The following is a 20,596-nucleotide window of genomic DNA, read 5'->3' as shown; positions in this document are numbered from 1 at the left end:
TGAAGGACCTTTGACCTGCGGGGAGTGGCCGCATCCGGCAAATACATCCGAGGAATGCGTTGTCAGTCCGCCGTTCGACCTCTACAGTCACGGTGCGCCATTCCTCCGATGACTCCTGATCTCCTGATCTCCTGATCTCCTATGGCAAGGGAACTGCTCAGTGAAACTGCTACGCGTCGGCGCCCCCGGCGAGGAGCGCCCCGCGGTCCGCGCCGCTGACGGCCGGCTGCTGGACCTGTCCGCCGTGACCGCTGACATCGACGGCGCCTTCCTCGGCTCCGGCGGCATCGAGCGGGTCCGCGCCGCCCTCGAAGCGGGCGGACTGCCCGAGCTCGACCCCGGCGGCCTGCGGATCGGCGCCCCCGTCGCCCGCCCCGGCAAGATCGTCTGCGTGGGACTCAACTACCGCGACCACGCCGCCGAGACCGGGGCCGCGATCCCCGAACGCCCCGTCGTCTTCATGAAGGACCCTGGCACCGTCGTCGGCCCCCACGACGAGGTGCTGGTCCCGCGCGGCTCGGTGAAGACCGACTGGGAGGTCGAGCTCGCCGTCGTGATCGGCCGCCGCGCCCGCTACCTGGAGGGCCCCGACGAGGCGGCCGGGGTGATCGCGGGCTACGCGGTCAGCCACGACGTCTCCGAACGCGAGTTCCAGCTCGAGTACTCGCCCCAGTGGGACCTCGGCAAGTCCTGCGAGACCTTCAACCCGCTGGGGCCCTGGCTGGTCACCGCCGACGAGGTCGACGACCCGCAGGACCTGGAGCTGCGGCTGAGCGTCAACGGCGTCAAGCGCCAGCACGGCCACACCCGCGACATGATCTTCCCGGTCCACCAGATCGTGGCGTACCTCAGCCGGTACATGGTCCTGGAGCCGGGCGACGTGATCAACACCGGGACGCCCGCGGGCGTGGCCCTCGGCCTGCCCGGCACCCCCTATCTCCGCGCCGGCGACACCGTCGAGCTCGAGATCGACGGGCTCGGAGGCCAGCGCCAGACCTTCGGCCAAGCGTGAAAGGCACTCCCTTGACTGCAACCCCCGCCCGGATCACCGCGGTCGACACCTACGACATCCGGTTCCCCACCTCACGGGAGCTGGACGGGTCCGACGCCATGAACCCGGATCCCGACTACTCCGCCGCCTACGTCGTGCTGCGCACCGACGCCGGCGACGGGCTCGAAGGCCACGGCTTCACCTTCACCATCGGCCGCGGCAACGACGTCCAGGTCGCCGCCATCGGCGCCCTCCGCCCCCACCTCCTCGGCCGCTCGGTGGACGCGCTGTGCGCCGACCCCGGCTCCCTCAACCGCGACCTGATCGGCGACAGCCAGCTGCGCTGGCTCGGCCCCGAGAAGGGCGTGATGCACATGGCGATCGGCGCCGTCGTCAACGCCGTGTGGGACCTGGCCGCCAAGCGGCAGGGCCAGCCGCTGTGGCGGCTGCTCGCCCACGCCGACCCCGAGTGGCTGGTCTCCCAGATCGACTTCCGCTACATCGCCGACGCCCTCACCCCCGAGGACGCCCTCCGTATGCTCCGCGAGGGCAGGACCGGGCTCGCCGAGCGCGAGGCGGCACTGCTGGAGCGCGGCTACCCCGGCTACACCACCTCACCGGGCTGGCTCGGCTACTCCGACGAGAAGCTCACCCGGCTCGCCGTGCAGGCCGTCGCCGACGGCTTCACCCAGATCAAGCTCAAGGTCGGAGCAGACCTCGCCGACGACGTCCGCCGGATGCGCACCGCACGTGCCGCCGTCGGATCCGGGGTCCGCATCGCCATCGACGCCAACCAGCGCTGGAACATCGGCGAGGCCGTCGAATGGACCCGCGCCCTCGCCGAGTTCGACCCGTACTGGATCGAGGAGCCCACCAGCCCCGACGACATCCTCGGCCACGCCGCCGTCCGCGAGGGCGTCACCCCCGTGAAGGTCGCCACCGGCGAACACGTCCAGAACCGCATCGTGTTCAAGCAGCTCCTCCAGGCGGGCGCCATCGACGTCCTCCAGATCGACGCCGCCCGCGTCGGCGGCGTCAACGAGAACCTCGCCATCCTGCTGCTCGCCGCGAAGTTCGGCGTACCGGTCTGCCCGCACGCCGGCGGGGTCGGCCTGTGCGAACTGGTCCAGCACCTGTCGATGTTCGACTACCTGGCCCTCTCCGGCACCACCGACGACCGGGTCATCGAGTACGTCGACCACCTCCACGAGCACTTCACCGACCCGGTCGTGCTGCACGAGGGCCACTACCTCGCACCACGCACCCCCGGTTTCTCCGCCACCATGCACCCCGGGTCGCTCGCCCAATACCGTTACCCCGACGGCACGTTCTGGGCCGCCGACCTCGCTGGACGGGAGGAAGTCGCATGACGGATCTGACAGGGCTGCGCGCGATCGTCACGGGTGGCGCGTCCGGGATCGGACTGGCCACCGCCCGGCTGCTGGCCGCGCGGGGGGCCGGGGTCGCCGTGTTCGACCTGAACCCCTCCGACGTCCCGCCGCCGCTGCTGGCCGTCAAGGCGGACGTCACGGACGACGCCTCCGTACGGGCCGCCGTGGGCGACGCCGTCGCACACCTCGGCGGTCTGGACATCCTCGTCAACAACGCCGGCGTCGGCGCCATCGGCACCGTCGAGGACAACCCCGACGAACAGTGGCACCAGGTCCTCGACGTCAACGTCCTCGGCATCGTGCGCACCAGCCGCGCCGCCCTGCCGCACCTGCGGAACTCCGACCACGCGGCCATCGTGAACACCTGCTCCATCGGCGCGACCGCCGGGCTGCCGCAGCGCGCCCTGTACTGCGCCAGCAAGGGCGCCGTCCTCTCCCTGACCCTCGCCATGGCCGCCGACCACGTCCGCGAGGGCATCCGCGTCAACTGCGTCAACCCCGGCACCGCCGACACCCCGTGGGTCGGCCGGCTCCTCGACGCGGCCGACGACCCCGACGCCGAGCGCGCCGCCCTCAACGCCCGCCAGCCCATGGGACGCCTCGTCGCCCCCGACGAGGTCGCCGCCGCCATCGCCTATCTGGCGAGCCCCGCCGCGGCCTCCGTCACCGGCACCTCCCTCGCCGTCGACGGCGGCATGCAGGGCCTCCGGGTCCGACCGGCGGCCTCATGAGGACCAGGACCCTCGGCCGCACCGATGTCGAGGTCACCGAACTGTCCTACGGTGCCGCCGGCATCGGCAACCTCTACCGCCCGGTGACCGACGAGGAGGCCGCCGCCGCGATCGACGCCGCCTGGGACGCCGGGATCCGCACCTTCGACACGGCACCCCACTACGGCCTCGGCCTGTCCGAACGCCGCCTCGGCGAGGCCCTGCGCGACCGCCCCCGCGACACCTACACCGTCTCCACGAAGGTCGGCCGCCTGCTCGTGCCCGCCGAAGGCGACGGGGACGGCGACGACCTGGCCAACGGCTTCGCCGTCCCCGCGACCCTGCGCCGCGTCTGGGACTTCAGCGCCGACGGCGTCCGCCGCTCCCTCGAAGCCAGCCTGGACCGTCTGGGCCTGGACCGGGTGGACATCGTCCTCCTGCACGACCCCGACAACCACGCCGAGCAGGCCCTCGACGAGGCGTACCCGGCACTGGAACGCCTCCGCGGCGAAGGAACCGTCGGCGCGATCGGCGTCGGCATGAACCAGTCCGCGCTCCCCGCCCGTTTCCTGCGCGAGACCGACATCGACGTGGTCCTCCTCGCCGGCCGCTACACCCTCCTCGAACAGGAGGGCCTCACCGAACTGCTCCCCGAGGCCGCCGTCCGCGGCAGAAGCGTCCTCATCGGCGGCGTCCTCAATTCGGGCCTCCTCACCGACCCCGCTCCCGGCGCCACCTACGACTACGCGCCCGCGCCGGAGCCCGTCCTCGACCGGGCCCGCCGCCTCAAGGCGGTCACCGAACGCCACGGCGTGCCCCTGCGCGCCGCCGCCCTCCGCTTCCCGCTCGGCCACCCGGCGGTCGCCAGCGTCCTCACCGGCGCCCGCTCCACCGCCGAGGTGCGCGACACCGTGGATCAGCTGACCGCCCCCCTGCCGGCCGCCCTCTGGGACGAGCTGCGCGCGGAAGGTCTGCTCGCCCCGGACGTCCCGGTGCCCACGCCCCGGACGACGACGCCGCCGCACCCGCCCGTCGAGGGAACCCCGTTGCCGAAGGAGCCGTCGTGAGGGTCGCCCTGCACACCAAGGTCCGCGCGGACCGCGTCACCGAGTACGAGTCGGCGCACCGCGAGGTGCCCGAGGAACTGACCGCCGCGATCCGCGCCGCCGGGGTCAGCGCATGGACGATCTGGCGCAGCGGCACCGACCTCTTCCACGTCCTGGAGGTCGAGGACTACCCGGCGATGATCGCGGAGCTGGAGAGACTGCCCGTCAACATCGCCTGGCAGGCCCGCATGGCCGAGATCCTGGACGTCGTCCACGACTACTCCGCGGACGGCTCCGACGCCTCACTGCCCGTGGTGTGGGAACTGTGAGCGGGACGGACACCGGCGGTCCGCCCGCGTCCGCCGGCGCCACCGTCACGGGTGTCGCGGGCGGGGGCACGGAAGGGGGCGTCGGGGTCGTCGACGCCCACCACCATGTCTGGGACCTCTCCGTCCGCGACCAGGACTGGATCACCGGTCCCGAACTCGCCCCGCTGCGCCGTGACTTCTCCCTCGTGGACCTGGAACCGGAGGCACGTGCCGCCGGAGTCGCCGCCACCGTGCTGGTGCAGACGGTCACGGTGGCCGAGGAGACCCCCGAGTTCCTCGCCCTGGCCGCCGGCAGCGACCTGGTCGCCGGGGTCGTCGGCTGGACCGACCTCACCTCGCCCGAGGTCGCCGACACCCTCGCCGGGCTGCGCGAAGGGCCGGGCGGTGAGCACCTGGTGGGCATCCGCCACCAGGTGCAGGGCGAACCGGACCCCCGCTGGCTGACGCGCCCCGACGTACTGCGCGGCATGGCCGCCGTCGCCGACGCGGGTCTCGTCTACGACCTGCTGGTGAAGCCCCACCAGCTCCCGGCCGCCGTGGAGGCCGCCCGGCGCCTGCCCCGGCTCACCTTCGTCCTCGACCACCTGGCCAAACCGCCCGTCGCCTCCGGTGAACTGGAGCCATGGGCAGGGGAGATACGGCGGCTGGCCGCCCTGCCGAACACCGTCTGCAAGCTGTCCGGTCTGGTCACGGAGGCCGACTGGGACACCTGGCGGGTCACGGATCTCCAGCCGTACGCGGACACCGTCCTGGACGCGTTCGGCCCCGACCGGCTGATGTTCGGCTCCGACTGGCCCGTCTGCCGGCTCGCCTCCGACTACCGCCAAGTCCTGGACACGGCCGAGACATTGGTGTCCGGGCTCAGTCCGGCCGAACACCGCGACGTCTTCGCGGGCTGCGCCGTCCGCACCTACGGCCTGCGGATCTGACCCACGCCGCCGAAGCGCCCGCCCCGGCTGTACGGCCGGGGTCAGCCGTCGGCCGGCACCGGGGGAGCGGCACCCGCCAGCGCGGCCAGCTCGTCGGGGGTGCGCGGGCCGGGCGCGTCGTCCTGCAACAGGCCCTGCTCGCGCAGGAGCCGGGTGACCGCGATGCCCCAGGGGAGGCGCAGCCCCGCCTGTTCGAGGAGGTCCGTGCGGGCCAGCATCGCGGCCACCGGGCCCGTCCGCGCGCCGGCCGGGGTGAGCAGCGCCGCGTCGTCGGCCCACCGCAGCGCCAGATCGACGTCATGGGTGGCCATCACCACGGTCGTGCCGGACCGGCGGAGCCCGTCCAGGGTGGCGAGCAGCCGTTCCTGGCCGTCGGGGTCGAGGCCCGCTGTCGGCTCGTCGAGGATCAGCACCCGGGGGCGCATCGCCACGGCTCCGGCGATCGCGGTCCGCTTGCGCTGGCCGTAGGAGAGCAGATGGGTGGGCCGGTCCGCCAGGGCGGAGACACCGAGCGCGGCGAGTGCCTCGTCCACCCGTATCCGCACCTGGTCGTCGGGCAGTCCGAGGTTCAGCGGCCCGAACGACACGTCCTGGGCGACCGACGCCGCGAACAGCTGGTCGTCGGGGTCCTGCACCACCAGCTGGACGGTCGTCCGCAGCCCGGTCAGGCCCTTGCGGTCGTACGACACCGGCCGCCCCTCGACCGACAACTCGCCCGAGCGGGGCCGCAGTCCGCCGCTGAGGAGCCGCATCAGTGTCGTCTTGCCGCTGCCGTTGCGGCCCAGCAGGGCGAGCGCGCGGCCCTCCCGCACCTCGAAGTCGAGATCGCTGAGCACGGCCGGGCCGTCCTCGTACGCGAAGGACACGCCCCGCAGGGCGACCAGCACGGGCTCGCTCATGTCAGCGGCCTTTCCAGGACGAAGGTGAGAGCGGCCACGGCCGCGAGGAGGACCACACTGACCGTGGTGAAGCGGACGGAGACCCGCGCCTCGGGCACCAGGACACGCAGGGTCCCGTCGTAGCCCCGCCCGGCGAGACCCGTCTGGAGCCGCGCCGCCCGGTCGAAGGCCCGCACGAACGCCGTCGCGCCGAGCCCGGCGAGGGACCGCCAGGTGGCGGCCCGCGTGGTGTGCCCGAGCCGGGCCGCCTGCGCGTCGCGGATCCGGCGTACGGAGTCCAGGAGCAGGAAGCTCATGCGGTACGTCACCAGGGCGACGTCCACCACCGGCGCGGGCACGCCGGCCCGCACCAGCCGGGGCAGCAGATCGGACATGGGGGTGGTGAAGGCGAACAGCAGGACGCCCAGGGAGGCGGCGGAGGTTCGCAGCAGCAGCTCCGCCGCACGGACCGGACCGCCCTCGGCGAGGGTCACGAAACCGTCGGGCCCGCCGACCTGGACGAGCAGCGGCAGCGCCCCGGTCACACAGAACCCGAGCGGCACCCGGTAGGCGCGCCACAGTCGGCGGCGCGGCACGCCTGCCGGTCCCAGCAGCACGACCAGCGACGTCAGCAGGACCAGGGCCGCGCCGGGCCAGGGCGGCAGCGAGATCGCGAGCACGGTGAGGCCGAGCCCGAGCACGGCCTTGTCCACGGGGTGGCGGCGGCGCCAGCGACTGCTGTGCGCCGCCTCGTCGATCGGCAGCACGTGGCGTCAGACCTCTTCGGCGCCGGACCCGGCCGGCGTCTTCGCGGTCCCCTGCTGTGCCAGCGACCGCGCCTCACCCTGGCGGCGGCCCCGGTGCAGGCCGAAGTAGTAGGCGAGGACGCCCGCGCCGAGGGCGGCCTGGAGGGAGAACAGCGCGGACTCGATCTCACCGGAGGGCGGCTGGTACAGGGGGGAGAACCACGGCTTGTAGTCCGGCTCGATCTCGGTGATCGCGCTCTCGGCCTCCCCGTCCGACCCCGTGAACGGTTCCTTCTTGTGGTCGCCGAGGCCGAGGGCCAGCGGCAGCACCGCGAGCGCGGCCACGACCACCAGCAGCAGGAGGTTGATCTTCGTGTTCCGGCTCATCGCGCCACCGCCTCGGTCGTCGTGTCCCGCTTGCCCGCCACGAGCACCCCGAGCCGCGTCAGCTCGCCCTTGCTCGACTGCGTCAGGAGCCGCATCACGAGCACCGTGAGCAGGCCCTCGCTCACCGCGAGGGGGAGCTGGGTGACGGCGAAGATGGAACCGAACTTGCCGAGCGCGCCCAGGAACCCGCTGCTCGGGTCGGGGAACGCGAGCGCGAGCTGGACGCTGGTGACGCAGTAGGTGGACAGGTCGGCGAAGAACGCGCCGAAGAACACCGCGACCATCAACGGCACGTCGTAGCGCCGCAGCACCTTGTAGACGGCGTATCCGACCCAGGGGCCGACGATCGCCATGGAGAAGACGTTCGCGCCGAGCGTGGTCAGGCCGCCGTGGGCGAGCAACAGGGCCTGGAAGAGCAGGGTGATGGTGCCCAGCACCGCCATGATCGGCGGCCGGAACAGGATGGCGCCCAGTCCGGTGCCGGTGGGATGGGAGCAACTGCCGGTGACGGAGGGCAGCTTCAGCGCGGACAGGACGAAGGTGAAGGCCCCCGAGGCACCGAGCAGCAGCGTGCTCTCCGGGTGCTCCCTGACCTCACGGGTGAGTGACCGTACTCCGTGGACGACGAACGGCGCGGACGCGACACCCCAGGCGATCGCGTGCGCCGGAGGAAGGAAACCCTCGGCTATGTGCATGGCTCAGCAGACCCTCTCCAGCACCTCGTGGATGGTTGACGTGCCTTGGCCGGTCTCCTGGCTGACGGGTACCACCGCCCGTGCTCCGCCTTCCCGGGTCACAAGGACCCAGTGGCTGTCCGCGAGGACTGGAGCCGGACTTCCCGATCACAGTGGCGAGGGCCGCACCGGCATCACACCGGATTTCCCGTTCACCAAGGCGTGGTGACAGTAGTGCCCGGACAAGGGCGCTGACAAGCGCAGACGGGGGCGTGAGGACGGTGGTGAACAGCACACACCCCGGCGCACACCCCAGCAGTCCCACGCGGCGCACACCCCGGGAGGCACAACACCCCTGCCCCGTACGACGGATTTGCCGGTGCCGCGACCGTCCCGGTGCCGGGGGCCGCCCTTTGCCGGTCCGTAAGCCCTGCGCTTGAATGCAGGCTTCACACCTTCGGCACAAGGGAGTCAGCTGTGCACCGCCCGACCCTGGCACGCAGCACGCGCCGTCTCGGCGTCCTCACCGCGACCGCGCTCGCGGTCGCCGTCGCCACCGCGGCACCGGCCGCGGCCCATACGGAGGTCGAGGCGGAGGGCGCCCGCGCCCTCGACCAGAACGTCGAGCTGACCTTCTCCGCCGAGTCGGAGTCCGCCTCGGCCGGCATCACGAAGCTGGAGGTGATCCTGCCGAAGGGCATCGCCCCCGCCGACGTCACGTACGAAGAGGGCCCCAAGGGCTGGAAGTTCGCCGCCACCGACCGGGGCTACACCGTCTCCGGACCGAAGCTCGCGGTGGGGGAGGACGCCGAGTACGAGGTCACCGTACGGCAGTTGCCCGACGTCACGTCGCTCGTGTTCAAGACCCTTCAGTCCTACAGCGACGGCAAGGTGGACCGCTGGATCGAACTGGACGACTCCGGCGGTGACGGACACGGCCACGGTCACCCGGCGCCCCGTCTGGACCTGAAGCCCGCCGCGCCCGGCGCGAAGCTCGTCAGCCCCACCCCCAGCCCTTCGGAGGAGCCCTCGACGGCGGCCCCTTCGGAGGAGCCCAGCGCCGACAAGTCCCCGGATCCGTCGGCGAAGCCCGCGGCGGACGACACCGACGACGACGGCCTCCCCCTGGCCGTCCCCCTCGGCATCGGCGCGGCCGTCCTCGTCCTGGGCGGCGGCCTGTGGTGGTGGCGAAGCCGCCGAGAAGGCTCCGCCTGACCCCGGCGACCGCAGGCCGTGCCGCGACCTGACCGAAACGTGGCACGGGCTTTACTGCGACCTACTTGCAGCTACTGATCGCCGGGCACAAGGCTGAGGGGGCCGACCGCTCGACGACAGAAGGCGCACGCTCCATGGCCACCGTTCCCGACACCGCCCGCCCGGCCCCCGCCCGGGAGGGCGGCTTCTCCTGGCGTCGGATCCGCGCCTCCATGACCCGAGAGGAGTGGGCGAGCCTCGGCACGATGGCCGCGTTCATCCTGGCGCTGCACCTCATCGGCTGGTTCACCCTGGTCGTGATCGTCGCCCCCGAGCACTACAGCGTCGGCAGCAGGACCTTCGGCATCGGCATGGGCGTCACCGCCTACACCCTCGGTATGCGGCACGCCTTCGACGCCGACCACATCGCGGCCATCGACAACACCACCCGCAAGCTGATGAGCGAGGGGCGACGGCCGCTGTCGGTCGGCTTCTGGTTCTCCCTCGGCCACTCATCGGTCGTCTTCGCCCTCACCTTCCTGCTCTCCCTCGGCGTCAAGGCGCTCGCCAGGCCGACCCGGAACGAGGACTCCGGACTGCACGCCGTCGCAGGCTGGATCGGCACCACCGTCTCCGGGACGTTCCTGTACGCCATCGCGATCGTCAACCTGGTGATCACGGCGGGCATCTGGAAGGTGTTCCGCGCCATGCGGACGGGCTCCTACGACGAGGCCGCGCTGGAGGAGCAGTTGAACAAACGGGGTTTCATGAACCGGCTCCTCGGCCGGCTGATGCGGTCCATCACCGAGCCGTGGCAGATGTATCCGCTCGGACTGCTCTTCGGCCTCGGCTTCGACACGGCCACGGAGGTCGCACTGCTGGTGCTGGCGGGATCGGGCGCGGCCTCGGGACTGCCCTGGTACGCGATCCTGTGCCTGCCCGTCCTGTTCGCGGCCGGCATGTCACTGCTCGACACGATCGACGGCTCGTTCATGAACTTCGCCTACGGCTGGGCGTTCTCCCAGCCGGTCCGCAAGGTCTACTACAACCTCACCGTCACCGGCCTCTCGGTCGCCGTCGCCCTCATCATCGGCACGGTCGAACTCCTCGGCCTGATCGCCGAGAAGGCCCACCTGCACGGCCCGTTCTGGGACCGGGTCGCCGGCGTCGACCTCAATACCGTCGGCTATGTCGTCGTCGCCCTCTTCCTCGCGACCTGGGTGATCGCCCTGCTGGTGTGGCGCCTCGCCCGGATCGAGGAGAAGTGGACGACGGGCTGAACTCCCGTAGTGCGCCAGTGCGCCAGTGCGCCACCGAGTCAGTTGCGCCAGTGAGTCACCAGGGGAGCCGTCTGTACCGGTGTCGTCACAGGCCGGCGTGGAGTCCGTCCGTGAGTCGTCCGTGGCTGTGGCGCCAGCCCGTCGGCACCCGTAGCGCGTTCGCCAGATGCGGGTGGCCGAGGGGCAGGTCGGAGTGCACATGGGTCGCGGGCGGCGCCGGCCAGAGCCGTAGGGCCAGCAGCGCCGCGCCCAGCGCGATCGACCCCAGGGCGAGCGTCGTCCAGTCGAGTCCGGCCGTCGCGCCGAGCCAGCCGGCCAGCGGGTAGGTCAGCAGCCAGCAGCCGTGCGAGAGGGAGAACTGGGCGGCGAACGCGGCCGTGCGCTCCCCGGCCGGCACGGACCGCCGGATCAGCCGCCCGGTCGGCGTGAGCACCGCCGAGCACGCCGCGCCGAACGCGGCCCACACGCCGAGCAGCGCGGGCACCCGCCACGCGCCGCCCGGCGCCGCGGTGACGGCGCCCAGCCCGGCGAAGACGACCGTCAGCAGCAGCGCGGCCGGCAGCATCACCGCGCGGTCGGGCACCCGGTCCAGCAGCCGCGGCAGCCCCAGCGCCACCACCATCGACCCGGCCCCGTACGCGCCGAGCGCCAGCGGTACGGCGCCCTCGGACAGGCCCAGCACATCACGGACGTACACCACGGAGTTGACGGTGACCATCGCACCGGCCGCGGCGACCGCCAGGTCCAGCGCGAGCAGCGCCCGGAGCCGGGGAACGGTGAGGAACCCGCGGATGCCCGAGCGGCGGCCGCCCCCCGGCCGGGGACAGGCCGCGCGTTCGGGCAGCACGGCCGAGACGACCAGCGCGGCCGATGCGAGGAAGCCGAGAACGGTACCGGTGAACAGCCAGTTGTAGGTGATGACGGACAACAGGGCCGCCGCGAGGGCGGGGGAGAAGAGGCTCTCCAGGTCGTAGGCGAGACGGGACATCGACAGCGCCCGGGTGTAGGCGCGCTCCTCGGGCAGCACATCGGGGATCACGGCCTGGAACGTCGGCGTGAACACCGCGGACGCCGACTGGAGGAGGAACACCAGGACGTACACCTGCCACACCGAGTCCACGAACGGCAGGAACACCGCGACCCCGGCGCGCACCAGATCCGCCGTCACCATGAGCGCCCGGCGCGGCAGCCGGTCCGCGATCGCGCCGACGGCCGGGGCGACCGCCACGTACGCCACCATCTTGATCGCCAGTGCGGTGCCCAGCACGGACCCGGCGGCGGAGCCCGCCAGGTCGTACGCCAGCAGCCCCAGGGCGACGGTCGCGAGACCCGTACCCACCAGTGCGATGACCTGGGCGGCGAACAGATGCCGATAGGTGCGGTGACGCAGGACGGCGAGCATACGGGCGGCTCCCCTGTGCACGAAGGCTCGGCGCGACGGGTCGAAGCGACCGCGCGCGATGTCCTCCGAGTGTAGCCCTCATGTGCGCATCTGCGCACATGATGGTCCTGGAGTCGCCGTCTCGACCGTCTCGACCGTCTCGATCGGCCCACTGCCCGGCCGATGGCCCTAGGCTGGCCTCATGCCAGAACGCCACGCCGTGTCACCTGCACCTGGTGCGCATCTGCGCGCTCCCGACAGCGCGCGGCTCACCGAGGCGACCGGGGTGTTCGCGATGCTCTCCGACGTCACCCGGCTGCATCTGCTGTGGCTCCTCGCGCAGGGCGAGTCCGACGTCGGATCCCTGGCCGAACGCTGCGACGCGTCCCGGACCGCGGTCAGCCAGCACCTCGCGAAGCTGAGGCTCGCGGGGCTCGTGCAGACCCGCCGCGAGGGGCGCCACATCCACTACAGCCTCAGCGACGGACATCTGCGGCGCCTGGTCGTCGAGGCGCTCAGCCACGCCGACCACCGCGTCAGCGGACAGGCGCCCCACGACTGACGCCGCGTCCTGGTGAACGGCCGCCGTACGACCGATCCGAGGCGTGCGCCCGGAGGGGCCTCAGACGGGGTCGATGGACCCGAGCGTGGGGACGACCTCCTCGATGGAGCCGTCGGCCGCGAACACCAGCCGGTCCAGGGTCGACTCGCGGTGTGTGCCGTCGCCGCGCGGCGTTTTGGGGCCGGGGATCGCGAACCGGTGGTAGCAGATGAACCAGTCGTCGGTGTCGGGGACGTTGACGACCGTGTGATGGCCGGTGGCGAGGATCCCGTACTCGGGGCGCTTGCGCAGGATCACCCCCTTCTTGGTCCACGGCCCGAGCGGTGAGGGCCCGGTGGCGTAGGCGACCCGGTAGTCCTCGCTGCGGGTGTCGTCCTCCGACCACATGAAGTAGTAGACGCCCCGCCGCTTGATGACGAACGCGCCCTCGCGGAAGCCCTCCGGGGTGAACCGGCGCACCCGCTCCGGGTCGAACGACACCATGTCGTCGTGGAGGGGGACCCCGTACGCCTCGGTGTTGCCCCAGTACAGGTACGTGGCGCCGTCGTCGTCCCGGAACACGGCCGGGTCGATCATCTGGCCGGCGTAGTCGTCCCGTGCGATGAGGGGCCGGTCGAGCGCGTCGCGGAACGGGCCGGTGGGGCTGGCCCCGACGGCCACGCCGATCTGCTGGTTCGCGCAGAAGTAGAAGTAGTACGCCCCGTCGCGCTCCCCGGCGGCCGGTGCCCAGGCATACCGGTCCGCCCAGCTCACATCGGTCTCCAGGTCCAGGACGACGCCGTGGTCCTGCCAGGTGACGAGGTCGTCGGAGGAGTGCACCGTGAACCGGGTGCCGCCCCAGCCCTCGAAGCCGTCCGTCGTCGGGTAGATGTAGTAACGGCCGCCGAACTCCTGGATGTTGGGGTCGGCGGTCAGCCCCGGCAGCAGCGGGCTGCGCATGGGGAGCGCCTCGACCGTCCAGGTCCGCCGGGTGCCGTCGGCGGCCGTGACCGTGTACGGGCGCGGGGTGCGGAAGTCGCGCGGGGTGCCGGACGGAGGGTCGATGCTCGCGCCCGCAGCGAGGTCGAAGTCCGGTGCGAGCGTGTCGAGTTCGGTGCCCGGGTGCAGGGGCAGCACGACCTTCGAGGTGTGCTCGTCGACGAGGGCGTACGCCTTCAGCCCCGCCCGCAGATGGGCGTCGACGACGGACGTGCCCGGCGCGTACGCGGCCAACAGCCGCTCGTACTCCGCCCGGGTCACGGGCAGGACGGAGCCGTGCCGGGCCCCGGGTGGCAGTGCGTGGTCCTCGCAGGGCGTCCACGTGCCGGAGTCGAGGTCGGTGGTCTCGAAGGGGACGTAGCCGCGCCCGCTGAACTCGTCGATGAACAGGTACCACTTGGCCTCGGAGTTGGACCTGAACACGATCGGGCCCTCACCCTGTTCGATCACTCCCTGCCCCACGCCGTCGGCCACGAACGCGTACGACGTCGCCCTCAGGTCGGCCGACTTCTCCACGGTGATGAACTTCCCGCCGGGCGCCTCGGGCGAGTTGGCGCGCTCGTCCTTGGTGAAGCGGTAGTAGGCGCCGTCGTGCCGGACGACCGTCGAGTCGATGACGGAGTGACCGGGGTCGTTCCAGAGCCGGGGTTCGCCGAAGACACGGAAGTCGCGGGTGGTCGCGTACAGCATCACGTTGTGCGTGTCGGCGGTGTGCTCCGGGTCGTCGGTGGCGTACAGCTTGGAGGCCCAGAACACGACGTACTCGTCCCGGTCGGGATCGTGACACGCCTCCGGCGCCCAGAGGTTCCCGGCCGTGCCGGGGGCGAGGCGGACCAGGCGCGGGTCGGTCCAGTTCACGAGGTCGGTGCTGTCCCAGACCATCAGCGCGGTGCTGCCCGTGCGCTGGACACGGTCCCAGTCGCCGTCCTGCTCGCCGTGCATACGGAGGTCGGTGGCGATCAGATGGAACCCGTCGCCCCGCGGCGAGCGGACGAGGAACGGGTCACGCAGGCCCTTCGTCCCGAGGTCCGACGTCAGGACAGGGGCCCCGCCGTTCATCTCGCGCCAGCGGAGGGGGTCGTCGCCCCGGCTGAGCGCGAACCGGATCTGCTCGCCGTCCGGGCTGCCCTCGCCGGTGAAGTAGACGAAGACGTAACCGGCGTAGTCCTGCAAGCCGACCTCCAGGGCTGCGAGCTTTTGGCGCTTCCTGTTGGAAACCCGTCGAAGAGTGTTGCTATCTGCGCTGACGCGCGTCAATCACCGAACTACTCCCTGACGCCCTCGAAAGTTTCGACCGCGAAGGAGGGGTGCAGGACAAGGATCAGACTCGCTCGTTTCCCGACGGAGAAGGAATGGCGACCATGGCGAACAGCGCACTTCTGGTGATGGACGTCCAACGGGACGTCGTGGCCATCGCCGACCACGGTTCCGGCTACCTGCCGCGCCTCCGCAGAGCGATCGACGGTGCCCGGGCTGCCGGCATCCCCGTGATCTACGTGGTGATGGGGTTACGGCCGGGCGATCCGCAAGTCAGCCCGCGCAACAAGGTGATGGCGAACGTGCTGCGGGCCGGCCTGTTCACCGAGGGCGCCCCCGGCACCGAGATCCATGACGACGTCGCGCCCCAGCAGGGCGACGTGGTGGTGACCAAGAGGAGGGGGAGCGCGTTCTCGGGCAGTGACCTCGACCTGGTCCTCAGGGCCCGCGACATCGACAGCCTCGTTCTCACCGGCATCGCCACCAGCGCCGTGGTGCTGTCCACCCTGTGGCGCGCCATCGACCTGGACTTCGGTCTCACCGTCCTGACGGACGCCTGCCTCGACACCGACCCCGAGGTCCACACGATGCTCACCGAAAGGCTGTTCCCGCAGTGGGCGGATGTCGTCACCGTCGAGGACTGGCTCAAAATGATCGCACCGTCTACGCCTTGATCGGCGCGGCCGACCTGGCGGCCCGCTCGATCTTCGCGCAGTACGCTGCACGGTCTTCCTCGTCGATCCGCGTCTCGTGTTCGGCGCGCAACCCGGTCCGGCCGTCGAGGCCCTCGCGGAGGACATCGGCGTGCCCGGCACGCCGGACGGACTCGGAGAGGACATGGACCATGACGGCGAACAGGTTCGTGTCGGGACGGGGCTCGGGCCACCACGGCACATGGCCGGGGGCGTCGAGTGAAAGCTCGTTGGTCGTCGCGTCCGAGTGTGCCCACGCACGCCGGTAGAACCCGATGATCTGCTCGCTGGTCTCGTCGGCCCCGCATTCTGCTGCTGAGCTGCTCCGGAGCGGGCGCCTGCCTCAACCCGGTGGGTTCCCGCGGTCTGCCGGGCCGGCCACCGGGGTGAGCAGGGTGCGGAGGTCGATGACGCGGTAGCCACGTGCGGTGATCGCGTCGAGAATCCGCGGCAGGGCCTGCGCGTCGATCACCTCGGCGCCGCCCTCGGACGTACCGACGTGCATTTGCGTGATCGCCCCTGGACGCAGGGCGTCCAGCGCCCGGCCCACCGCGAGGTCCACGGTCATGCCGCCTTCGGTGCCCTTCCATCCATTGGTGTCGGCGGTGTATTCGATGTCCGCGAAACCCAGGCCGTTGACCTCGTCGATCAGGGCGGCGCCGGTCTCGCTGTAGGGAAACCGGAAGAACGGTGTCAGGGACTGTCCCGCCCCGGCCGCGCGCAGGGCCTGGTCCGCTGCCTGGACCTCGCGGCGTCGTCCGGCTGTGGTCAGGTCCTTGAAGGAGGGATGGCTGTAGGAGTGGTTGCCCAGCCCGTGCCCTGCGGCCGCTACCCTCCTGACCACCTCGGGGTGACGGTCGGCGAAAGCGCCGGTCAGGAAGAACGTGGCAGGTGTACGCCGACGGGCGAGGTCGTCGAGAATGCTGTCGAGGCCGGCGTCGTTCCAAGCCGCGTTGAAGGTCACCGCGGCCACCCGCTCAGACGTACGGATCACGCGGTTCTCCGACCCGAACAGCGCCCGCAGACCGTCCGGGGTCGCTCCCGGGCGCGTGCAAGCAGCTCTCGCCGTCCCGGCCAGAGGCCCGGCCGCCACCTCCCAGGCCCCGGCGAGAAGCCCGGCAGTCATCAGACGGCGGGAGACCTGACGGCGTGCAACGGGCGAGTGCGCTTCCATGCCACCGTCATCGGCCGATCCACACCCGCCCTTGAGCCCGTACCGCGAAGACCTCCACGTCCATGCCGCAACAGCCCTCAGGCACGTCCTGACGGCAACAGCGCTCAGGCGTCCGCGAACCAGGCGGCGGCCCTGGGCCCAGTGGGTCACCCACCCCGTGAAACCAGGCTGGCCGGGCATCAGGGCCTCGGGGGATCACGGCCTCCTTGCCTGGTCGGTGGGGCGGGCGCCCGCCGCAACTCCCTCCCTCCCTTCCCGCCCCCTGTTACCGGGGACTGCTCCCCGGTTCAAGTGCTAAGGTCGACCGGGAAAACGGGGACAGCTCCCCGTTCTGTGTCCTGCGGATCGGGTGTCCGCGGGCCTCAAGGGGGAGGAGCGCCCATGTCCAGTACCGCACTCGTGCTCGGTGGTGGCGGACCGGTGGGCGGAGCCTGGATGGCGGGAGTGCTCGCCGGGCTCAGCGGGGCCGGGGTCGATCTCGGGAGCGCCGATGTCGTCATCGGAACGTCCGCCGGCGCTGTCTTCGGTTCCCGGCTCCGGTCCGGCGTCCCGGCCGCGGATCTCTACGAGCGTCAGCTCTCCGGGGCCGACGCGGTCCGGCTGCCGGTGACGGCCCGCCAGACCGCGACCTACCTCTGGGCGGCGCTCGGCTCCCGTGACCCCCAGCGGTCCGTCGAACGCCTCGGCCGGGCGGCACTCCGTGCCCGGACCGGCCCGGAGTCGGACGTCTTCGACACGGTCGCCCCGCTCCTGGGCGGCGTACGCGACTGGCCCGAGGGGGAGTTGCGCATCGCAGCGGTCGACGCGCGGAACGGGCGGACCGAGGTGTTCGACTCGACGTCCGGGGTCACACTCCTCGAAGCGGTCGCGGCGAGCTGCGCCGTGCCCGTCGTGTGGCCGCCGGTCACCGTGGCCGGCCGACGCTGGATGGACGGCGGCAGCCGTTCGACCGCCAACCTCCAACTCGCCCGCGAGTACGGCCGGGTACTGGCCGTCGTACCCGTCCCACGGGCGGTCGGCCCGCATCCGAGCGCCGCGCGGCAGGCCGCCGAACTCTCCGGCGAAGGGGCGCGTGTCGTCCTGCTCACCCCGGACGCTGCCGCGCGTCGCGCGATGGGCCGCAATCTGGCGGACGACACACACCGCCCGGCCGCGGCCCGCGCGGGCCACGCCCAGGCCGGCGCGCTGGCCCCGTCGGTGGTCGAGGGCTGGCAGGGGTGATGTGCGCCAAGGCGAGGCACGTGGTGCGCTCGCCGTCGGCTACGGGGTCGATGGCACGGCGGTCGGCGGGCCCGCAGTCGACTTCAGGGCGTCGGCTTCGGGGTTGACGCCACCGCCGTTCCTTCCCGGTCCACGGAGCCGCCCCGCAACGGAGTCGCCCCGCAGCCCAGGCGCCCGGCAATCGAGCCGCCAGGCTCCCGACCGCCGCCTACGGGCCGCCGCGCCGTCCGCAGGCCGTTGGCCGCCTCGCCTCAGCCCTCCAGCCGTCGCAGACGTTCCGCGTCGCACGTGCGGGGGCAGGTGGAGCAGGCCTCGGCCGGGCGGATCGTGTAGTAGAGGCAGCAGCCCCTGCGGGTGCGGGTCGGGTGCTCGTGGCCGTCGGCCGTGCGCAGTACGCGGAAGTCGGCACCGCCCGGGAAGGGGGCGCGGGCGGCGGGCAGTACCTCCGACGCGGCCCTGACCCCCGCGGCCTCGTCGCCGCGTACGCGCCCGAGGTACCAGAGCCCGGAGACCAGGTCGTCGGAGACCATGCCCCACAGAGCCCGCGAGCCCCGGCGTACATACGGCCCGAACGCCTCCAGCACCGGCCCCATGTGGTCCGCCACGGCCGCCCGCAACTCGGCCCGCAACGCCTCCTGGTGGCCGACCGTCCGCGCGCCGTCGAGCACCGCCGCGGGATCGTCCGGCAGACAGACGAGGGCGCGTCCCGGGCGGATCTCGTACGTGCCCGACGTGACGTCCACCCGAACGTCATCGGGGGCGATGCGCGGCACCCGTCGCTCCAGGTACCAGACACCGCTCATCAGCAGGGCGACCGACCACACATAGTCATGGAGGGCCCGGGACGCGGCGACATGGCGGGGCGCGGTGTGGTCGTAGCGGCTCCGGATCCGCGTGGCCTCGGCCTCGACGAACGCCTCCACCCCCTCCCGGCCGTCCGTCAACAACACGGCACCGGTGGTCATTGCGGGTGACGCCGCCGTGGGGCCTTGGCCCGGTTCCCCGACCCGTACGGACAGCACCTCGCCCATCTCGTCCAGACGGCGGTAGGCGGCGGCGAGGAGACCCGCGACGCCCGTCTGGGTGGAGGGGAGGAGGTCCGCGACGTGCGTGGGGGTGGCGGCGGGGAGGCCCGGGGTGTGCGGGGGAGCGGCGGCCCGGGGGAGCGCCAGGGAGGCCATGGTCATCGGCAACTCCAGAGCGTGAGGGAGTTTGGTGAGGCGAGGAGGTAAGCCTTACCTTAGCTGCAAGATCAAGTGCTGATGGCCAAGTGGGGTGCGGATCGTGAATCGCGGGGCTGACCAGACCGCCTCCGCGGCCCTCTTCGTCGCCGGCCCGCCCCGTCCGACCCCTCATCCGCCAGCGGAAGCCGTGCACCGTCCCATGCGTCTGTACCTCCTCGCCCTGAACCCCACCGACTCCGTCACCGAGGGTTTCCTGCCCGCCGCCGCCCGGCTCGGTCCGGACGTCACGATCCTCACCGACCAGCCGGACGCCCATCGCGCCGTGTACCCGGAGCACCTCGGTGTCGAGGTCCTCCCGTGCGACGTACGCGACTTCCGCGCCGTCATCACCCGGATCTCCACCCACCATCGGCCCGCCGCGGTGTTCACCAACAGCGACCACCTCCAGACCCAGGCCGCCCTCGCCGCGCAGTACTTCGGGCTGCCGGGCAAGGACTGGCGGGCCACCCTGCGCTGCAAGGACAAGGGCGAGATGCGCCGCCGGCTCGCCGCCGCCGGGGTGGACACCGTCTGGTCCTCCGAGATCGCCGAACCGGCGGACCTGACCGGACCGCCGGTCGCCGACGCGCCGTACCCGTGCGTCCTCAAGCCCCGCGAGGGCGTCGCCAGCGAGGACGTCGTGCTCGTCGAGAACGCCGCCGACCTCGTCGCCCACGGCAAGGAGATCCTCGCCCGCCGCCCCGGCGCCGCCCTGGTCGTCGAGGAGTATCTGCCGGGTGAGCTGTACACCCTGGAGACCCTCGGAGACGGTCGCGTCCGGCACGTCCTCGGCGGATTCCACACCGAGGTCTCCCCGCCGCCGTACTTCATCGAGGAGCGGATGACCTTCGTCCCCGCCCACCCGGAGCCGGTCGTCGCGCAGGTCCTCGCCCAACTCGACGCACTGGGCGTCGGTTTCGGAGCCTGCCACACCGAGTTCGTCGTCCACGAGGGCCGGGCCCGCGTCATCGAGGTCAACTACCGGGCCATCGGCGACCAGTGCGACCTGCTTCTCGCCGAACTGCTCGACCTGCCCCTCTTCGAGTACATCCTGCGCACCCACCTCGGCGAGCCACTCCCCGCCGACCTGGAGCCACGACGCGACGGCGCCGCCCTCCTGGAGTACCCGTGCGCCGACCGGGCCGGAACGCTCGTCGCGGCACCGGAGCCGACCGAGCTCCGCCTCGACGGCGTCCACCTGACGTACCGTCCGCTGCGCCGCGTCGGCGAGCGGCACGAGCTGTACCGGACCAACCGCGACTACCTGGGTGTGCTCCGCGTGACCGGCACCGGTCAGGAGGCCGTCGATCAGGCGGTGGGGGAGTTCGTCGCCGCACACAGATGGGAGATCCAGCCGTGACCTCGACCGCCACCGCCGCCGCCGTCGAGACGGCAGCCCTCGCCGACGCCGCCATCCCGGAAGCCGCCGCCCCCGCCGCCCCGGAAGCCGCCGCCCCCGCCACCCCGGGGACCTCCGATCCCGCCGCTTCCGGGGCACCCCACTCCCTCGCCTCCCCCGACCCAGCCGACCCTGCCGAGGCCGCCCTCCTCGT

20 protein-coding genes, 1 pseudogene and 1 riboswitch are annotated in these 20,596 nt (G+C 72.1%); of the genes and pseudogenes, 12 read left to right on the top strand and 9 right to left on the bottom strand.

Features of this window, described 5'->3' with window-relative positions; genetic code table 11:
- The first annotated feature begins 160 nt into the window (after window positions 1-160).
- The 6 genes from SMA5143A_RS17060 to SMA5143A_RS17035 are packed head-to-tail and all read left to right on the top strand — an operon-like array spanning window position 161 to window position 5,396.
- Complete coding sequence (locus SMA5143A_RS17060) at window positions 161-1,012, top strand: fumarylacetoacetate hydrolase family protein (protein ID WP_107463768.1); 852 nt, start codon at window positions 161-163, stop codon at window positions 1,010-1,012.
- Window positions 1,013-1,023: 11 nt separating this feature from the next.
- Complete coding sequence (locus SMA5143A_RS17055; RefSeq protein WP_107463767.1) at window positions 1,024-2,361, top strand: L-fuconate dehydratase; 1,338 nt, start codon at window positions 1,024-1,026, stop codon at window positions 2,359-2,361.
- Window positions 2,358-3,113: an SDR family NAD(P)-dependent oxidoreductase gene (locus tag SMA5143A_RS17050; RefSeq protein ID WP_107463766.1), complete on the top strand. Its 756-nt coding sequence runs from the start codon at window positions 2,358-2,360 to the stop codon at window positions 3,111-3,113. The genes SMA5143A_RS17055 and SMA5143A_RS17050 overlap by 4 nt, the downstream gene beginning before the upstream one ends.
- Window positions 3,110-4,159: an aldo/keto reductase gene (locus SMA5143A_RS17045; protein ID WP_107463765.1), complete on the top strand. Its 1,050-nt coding sequence runs from the start codon at window positions 3,110-3,112 to the stop codon at window positions 4,157-4,159. The genes SMA5143A_RS17050 and SMA5143A_RS17045 overlap by 4 nt, the downstream gene beginning before the upstream one ends.
- Window positions 4,156-4,467 (top strand): L-rhamnose mutarotase, encoded by a 312-nt coding sequence (locus SMA5143A_RS17040; protein ID WP_107463764.1) that lies wholly within the window; start codon window positions 4,156-4,158, stop codon window positions 4,465-4,467. Before SMA5143A_RS17045 ends, SMA5143A_RS17040 begins: the two co-directional genes overlap by 4 nt.
- The gene (locus tag SMA5143A_RS17035) at window positions 4,464-5,396 is read left to right on the top strand and encodes an amidohydrolase family protein (RefSeq protein ID WP_107463763.1); all 933 of its coding nucleotides are present in this window, start codon (window positions 4,464-4,466) and stop codon (window positions 5,394-5,396) included. Before SMA5143A_RS17040 ends, SMA5143A_RS17035 begins: the two co-directional genes overlap by 4 nt.
- Before the next feature lie 41 nt (window positions 5,397-5,437).
- On the opposite strand, the gene SMA5143A_RS17030 is transcribed toward SMA5143A_RS17035, so the two are convergent.
- The 4 genes from SMA5143A_RS17030 to SMA5143A_RS17015 are packed head-to-tail and all read right to left on the bottom strand — an operon-like array spanning window position 5,438 to window position 8,102.
- Window positions 5,438-6,295, bottom strand: a complete 858-nt coding sequence (locus tag SMA5143A_RS17030; RefSeq protein ID WP_107463762.1) for an energy-coupling factor ABC transporter ATP-binding protein — start codon at window positions 6,293-6,295, stop codon at window positions 5,438-5,440.
- Window positions 6,292-7,041 carry a cobalt ECF transporter T component CbiQ gene (gene cbiQ, locus SMA5143A_RS17025; RefSeq protein ID WP_055711212.1) on the bottom strand — a complete coding sequence of 250 codons (750 nt, stop codon included), beginning with the start codon at window positions 7,039-7,041 and terminating at the stop codon, window positions 6,292-6,294. The genes SMA5143A_RS17030 and cbiQ overlap by 4 nt, the downstream gene beginning before the upstream one ends.
- Before the next feature lie 6 nt (window positions 7,042-7,047).
- Window positions 7,048-7,407 carry an energy-coupling factor ABC transporter substrate-binding protein gene (locus SMA5143A_RS17020; protein WP_107463761.1) on the bottom strand — a complete coding sequence of 120 codons (360 nt, stop codon included), beginning with the start codon at window positions 7,405-7,407 and terminating at the stop codon, window positions 7,048-7,050.
- Window positions 7,404-8,102 (bottom strand): energy-coupling factor ABC transporter permease, encoded by a 699-nt coding sequence (locus SMA5143A_RS17015; RefSeq protein WP_107463760.1) that lies wholly within the window; start codon window positions 8,100-8,102, stop codon window positions 7,404-7,406. Before SMA5143A_RS17015 ends, SMA5143A_RS17020 begins: the two co-directional genes overlap by 4 nt.
- A 30-nt stretch (window positions 8,103-8,132) precedes the next feature.
- A riboswitch (cobalamin riboswitch) is annotated at window positions 8,133-8,316 on the bottom strand.
- A 242-nt stretch (window positions 8,317-8,558) separates the two neighbouring features.
- Here SMA5143A_RS17015 and SMA5143A_RS17010 point away from each other — a divergent pair.
- Entirely contained in the window at window positions 8,559-9,296 is a 738-nt protein-coding gene (locus SMA5143A_RS17010; protein WP_107463759.1) for a DUF1775 domain-containing protein, read from the top strand.
- 134 nt (window positions 9,297-9,430) lie between these two features.
- Window positions 9,431-10,555, top strand: coding sequence for a HoxN/HupN/NixA family nickel/cobalt transporter (locus SMA5143A_RS17005; protein WP_107463758.1), 1,125 nt, complete (start codon window positions 9,431-9,433; stop codon window positions 10,553-10,555).
- A gap of 85 nt (window positions 10,556-10,640) precedes the next feature.
- On the opposite strand, the gene SMA5143A_RS17000 is transcribed toward SMA5143A_RS17005, so the two are convergent.
- Window positions 10,641-11,957 (bottom strand): MFS transporter, encoded by a 1,317-nt coding sequence (locus tag SMA5143A_RS17000; protein WP_107463757.1) that lies wholly within the window; start codon window positions 11,955-11,957, stop codon window positions 10,641-10,643.
- A gap of 181 nt (window positions 11,958-12,138) precedes the next feature.
- On the opposite strand from SMA5143A_RS17000, the gene SMA5143A_RS16995 reads away from it, so the two are divergent.
- Window positions 12,139-12,498 carry an ArsR/SmtB family transcription factor gene (locus tag SMA5143A_RS16995; RefSeq protein ID WP_055540448.1) on the top strand — a complete coding sequence of 120 codons (360 nt, stop codon included), beginning with the start codon at window positions 12,139-12,141 and terminating at the stop codon, window positions 12,496-12,498.
- Between the two features lie 60 nt (window positions 12,499-12,558).
- On the opposite strand, the gene SMA5143A_RS16990 is transcribed toward SMA5143A_RS16995, so the two are convergent.
- Entirely contained in the window at window positions 12,559-14,649 is a 2,091-nt protein-coding gene (locus SMA5143A_RS16990; protein WP_107463756.1) for a family 43 glycosylhydrolase, read from the bottom strand.
- 188 nt (window positions 14,650-14,837) lie between these two features.
- On the opposite strand from SMA5143A_RS16990, the gene SMA5143A_RS16985 reads away from it, so the two are divergent.
- Window positions 14,838-15,407: a cysteine hydrolase family protein gene (locus tag SMA5143A_RS16985; RefSeq protein ID WP_107463755.1), complete on the top strand. Its 570-nt coding sequence runs from the start codon at window positions 14,838-14,840 to the stop codon at window positions 15,405-15,407.
- Here the strand turns inward: SMA5143A_RS16985 and SMA5143A_RS16980 are convergent.
- Both SMA5143A_RS16980 and SMA5143A_RS43035 read right to left on the bottom strand, forming a co-directional pair.
- Window positions 15,397-15,723: pseudogene (locus SMA5143A_RS16980) on the bottom strand (mycothiol transferase); the annotation flags it as partial. The gene SMA5143A_RS16985 and the pseudogene SMA5143A_RS16980 overlap by 11 nt on opposite strands.
- Window positions 15,724-15,768: 45 nt before the next feature.
- A complete protein-coding gene (locus tag SMA5143A_RS43035; RefSeq protein WP_181361892.1) occupies window positions 15,769-16,419 on the bottom strand; it encodes a polysaccharide deacetylase family protein in 651 nt (216 codons plus the stop codon).
- Between the two features lie 561 nt (window positions 16,420-16,980).
- Between SMA5143A_RS43035 and SMA5143A_RS16970 the strand changes: the two genes are divergently transcribed.
- Window positions 16,981-17,820 carry a patatin-like phospholipase family protein gene (locus SMA5143A_RS16970; RefSeq protein WP_107463752.1) on the top strand — a complete coding sequence of 280 codons (840 nt, stop codon included), beginning with the start codon at window positions 16,981-16,983 and terminating at the stop codon, window positions 17,818-17,820.
- Between the two features lie 251 nt (window positions 17,821-18,071).
- Here the strand turns inward: SMA5143A_RS16970 and SMA5143A_RS16965 are convergent, their stop codons facing one another.
- On the bottom strand, window positions 18,072-18,851 hold the full coding sequence (locus tag SMA5143A_RS16965; RefSeq protein ID WP_181361901.1) for a (2Fe-2S)-binding protein: 780 nt from the start codon (window positions 18,849-18,851) through the stop codon (window positions 18,072-18,074).
- A gap of 352 nt (window positions 18,852-19,203) precedes the next feature.
- Here SMA5143A_RS16965 and SMA5143A_RS16960 point away from each other — a divergent pair, with 352 nt between their 5' ends.
- Window positions 19,204-20,403, top strand: a complete 1,200-nt coding sequence (locus SMA5143A_RS16960; protein WP_107463751.1) for an ATP-grasp domain-containing protein — start codon at window positions 19,204-19,206, stop codon at window positions 20,401-20,403.
- Window positions 20,404-20,596: the final 193 nt, after the last annotated feature.

It is taken from the genome of Streptomyces sp. MA5143a (genome assembly GCF_900290235.1).
Classification (GTDB): Bacteria; Actinomycetota; Actinomycetes; order Streptomycetales; family Streptomycetaceae; genus Streptomyces.
This window is presented reverse-complemented; position numbering and strand designations above follow the sequence as displayed.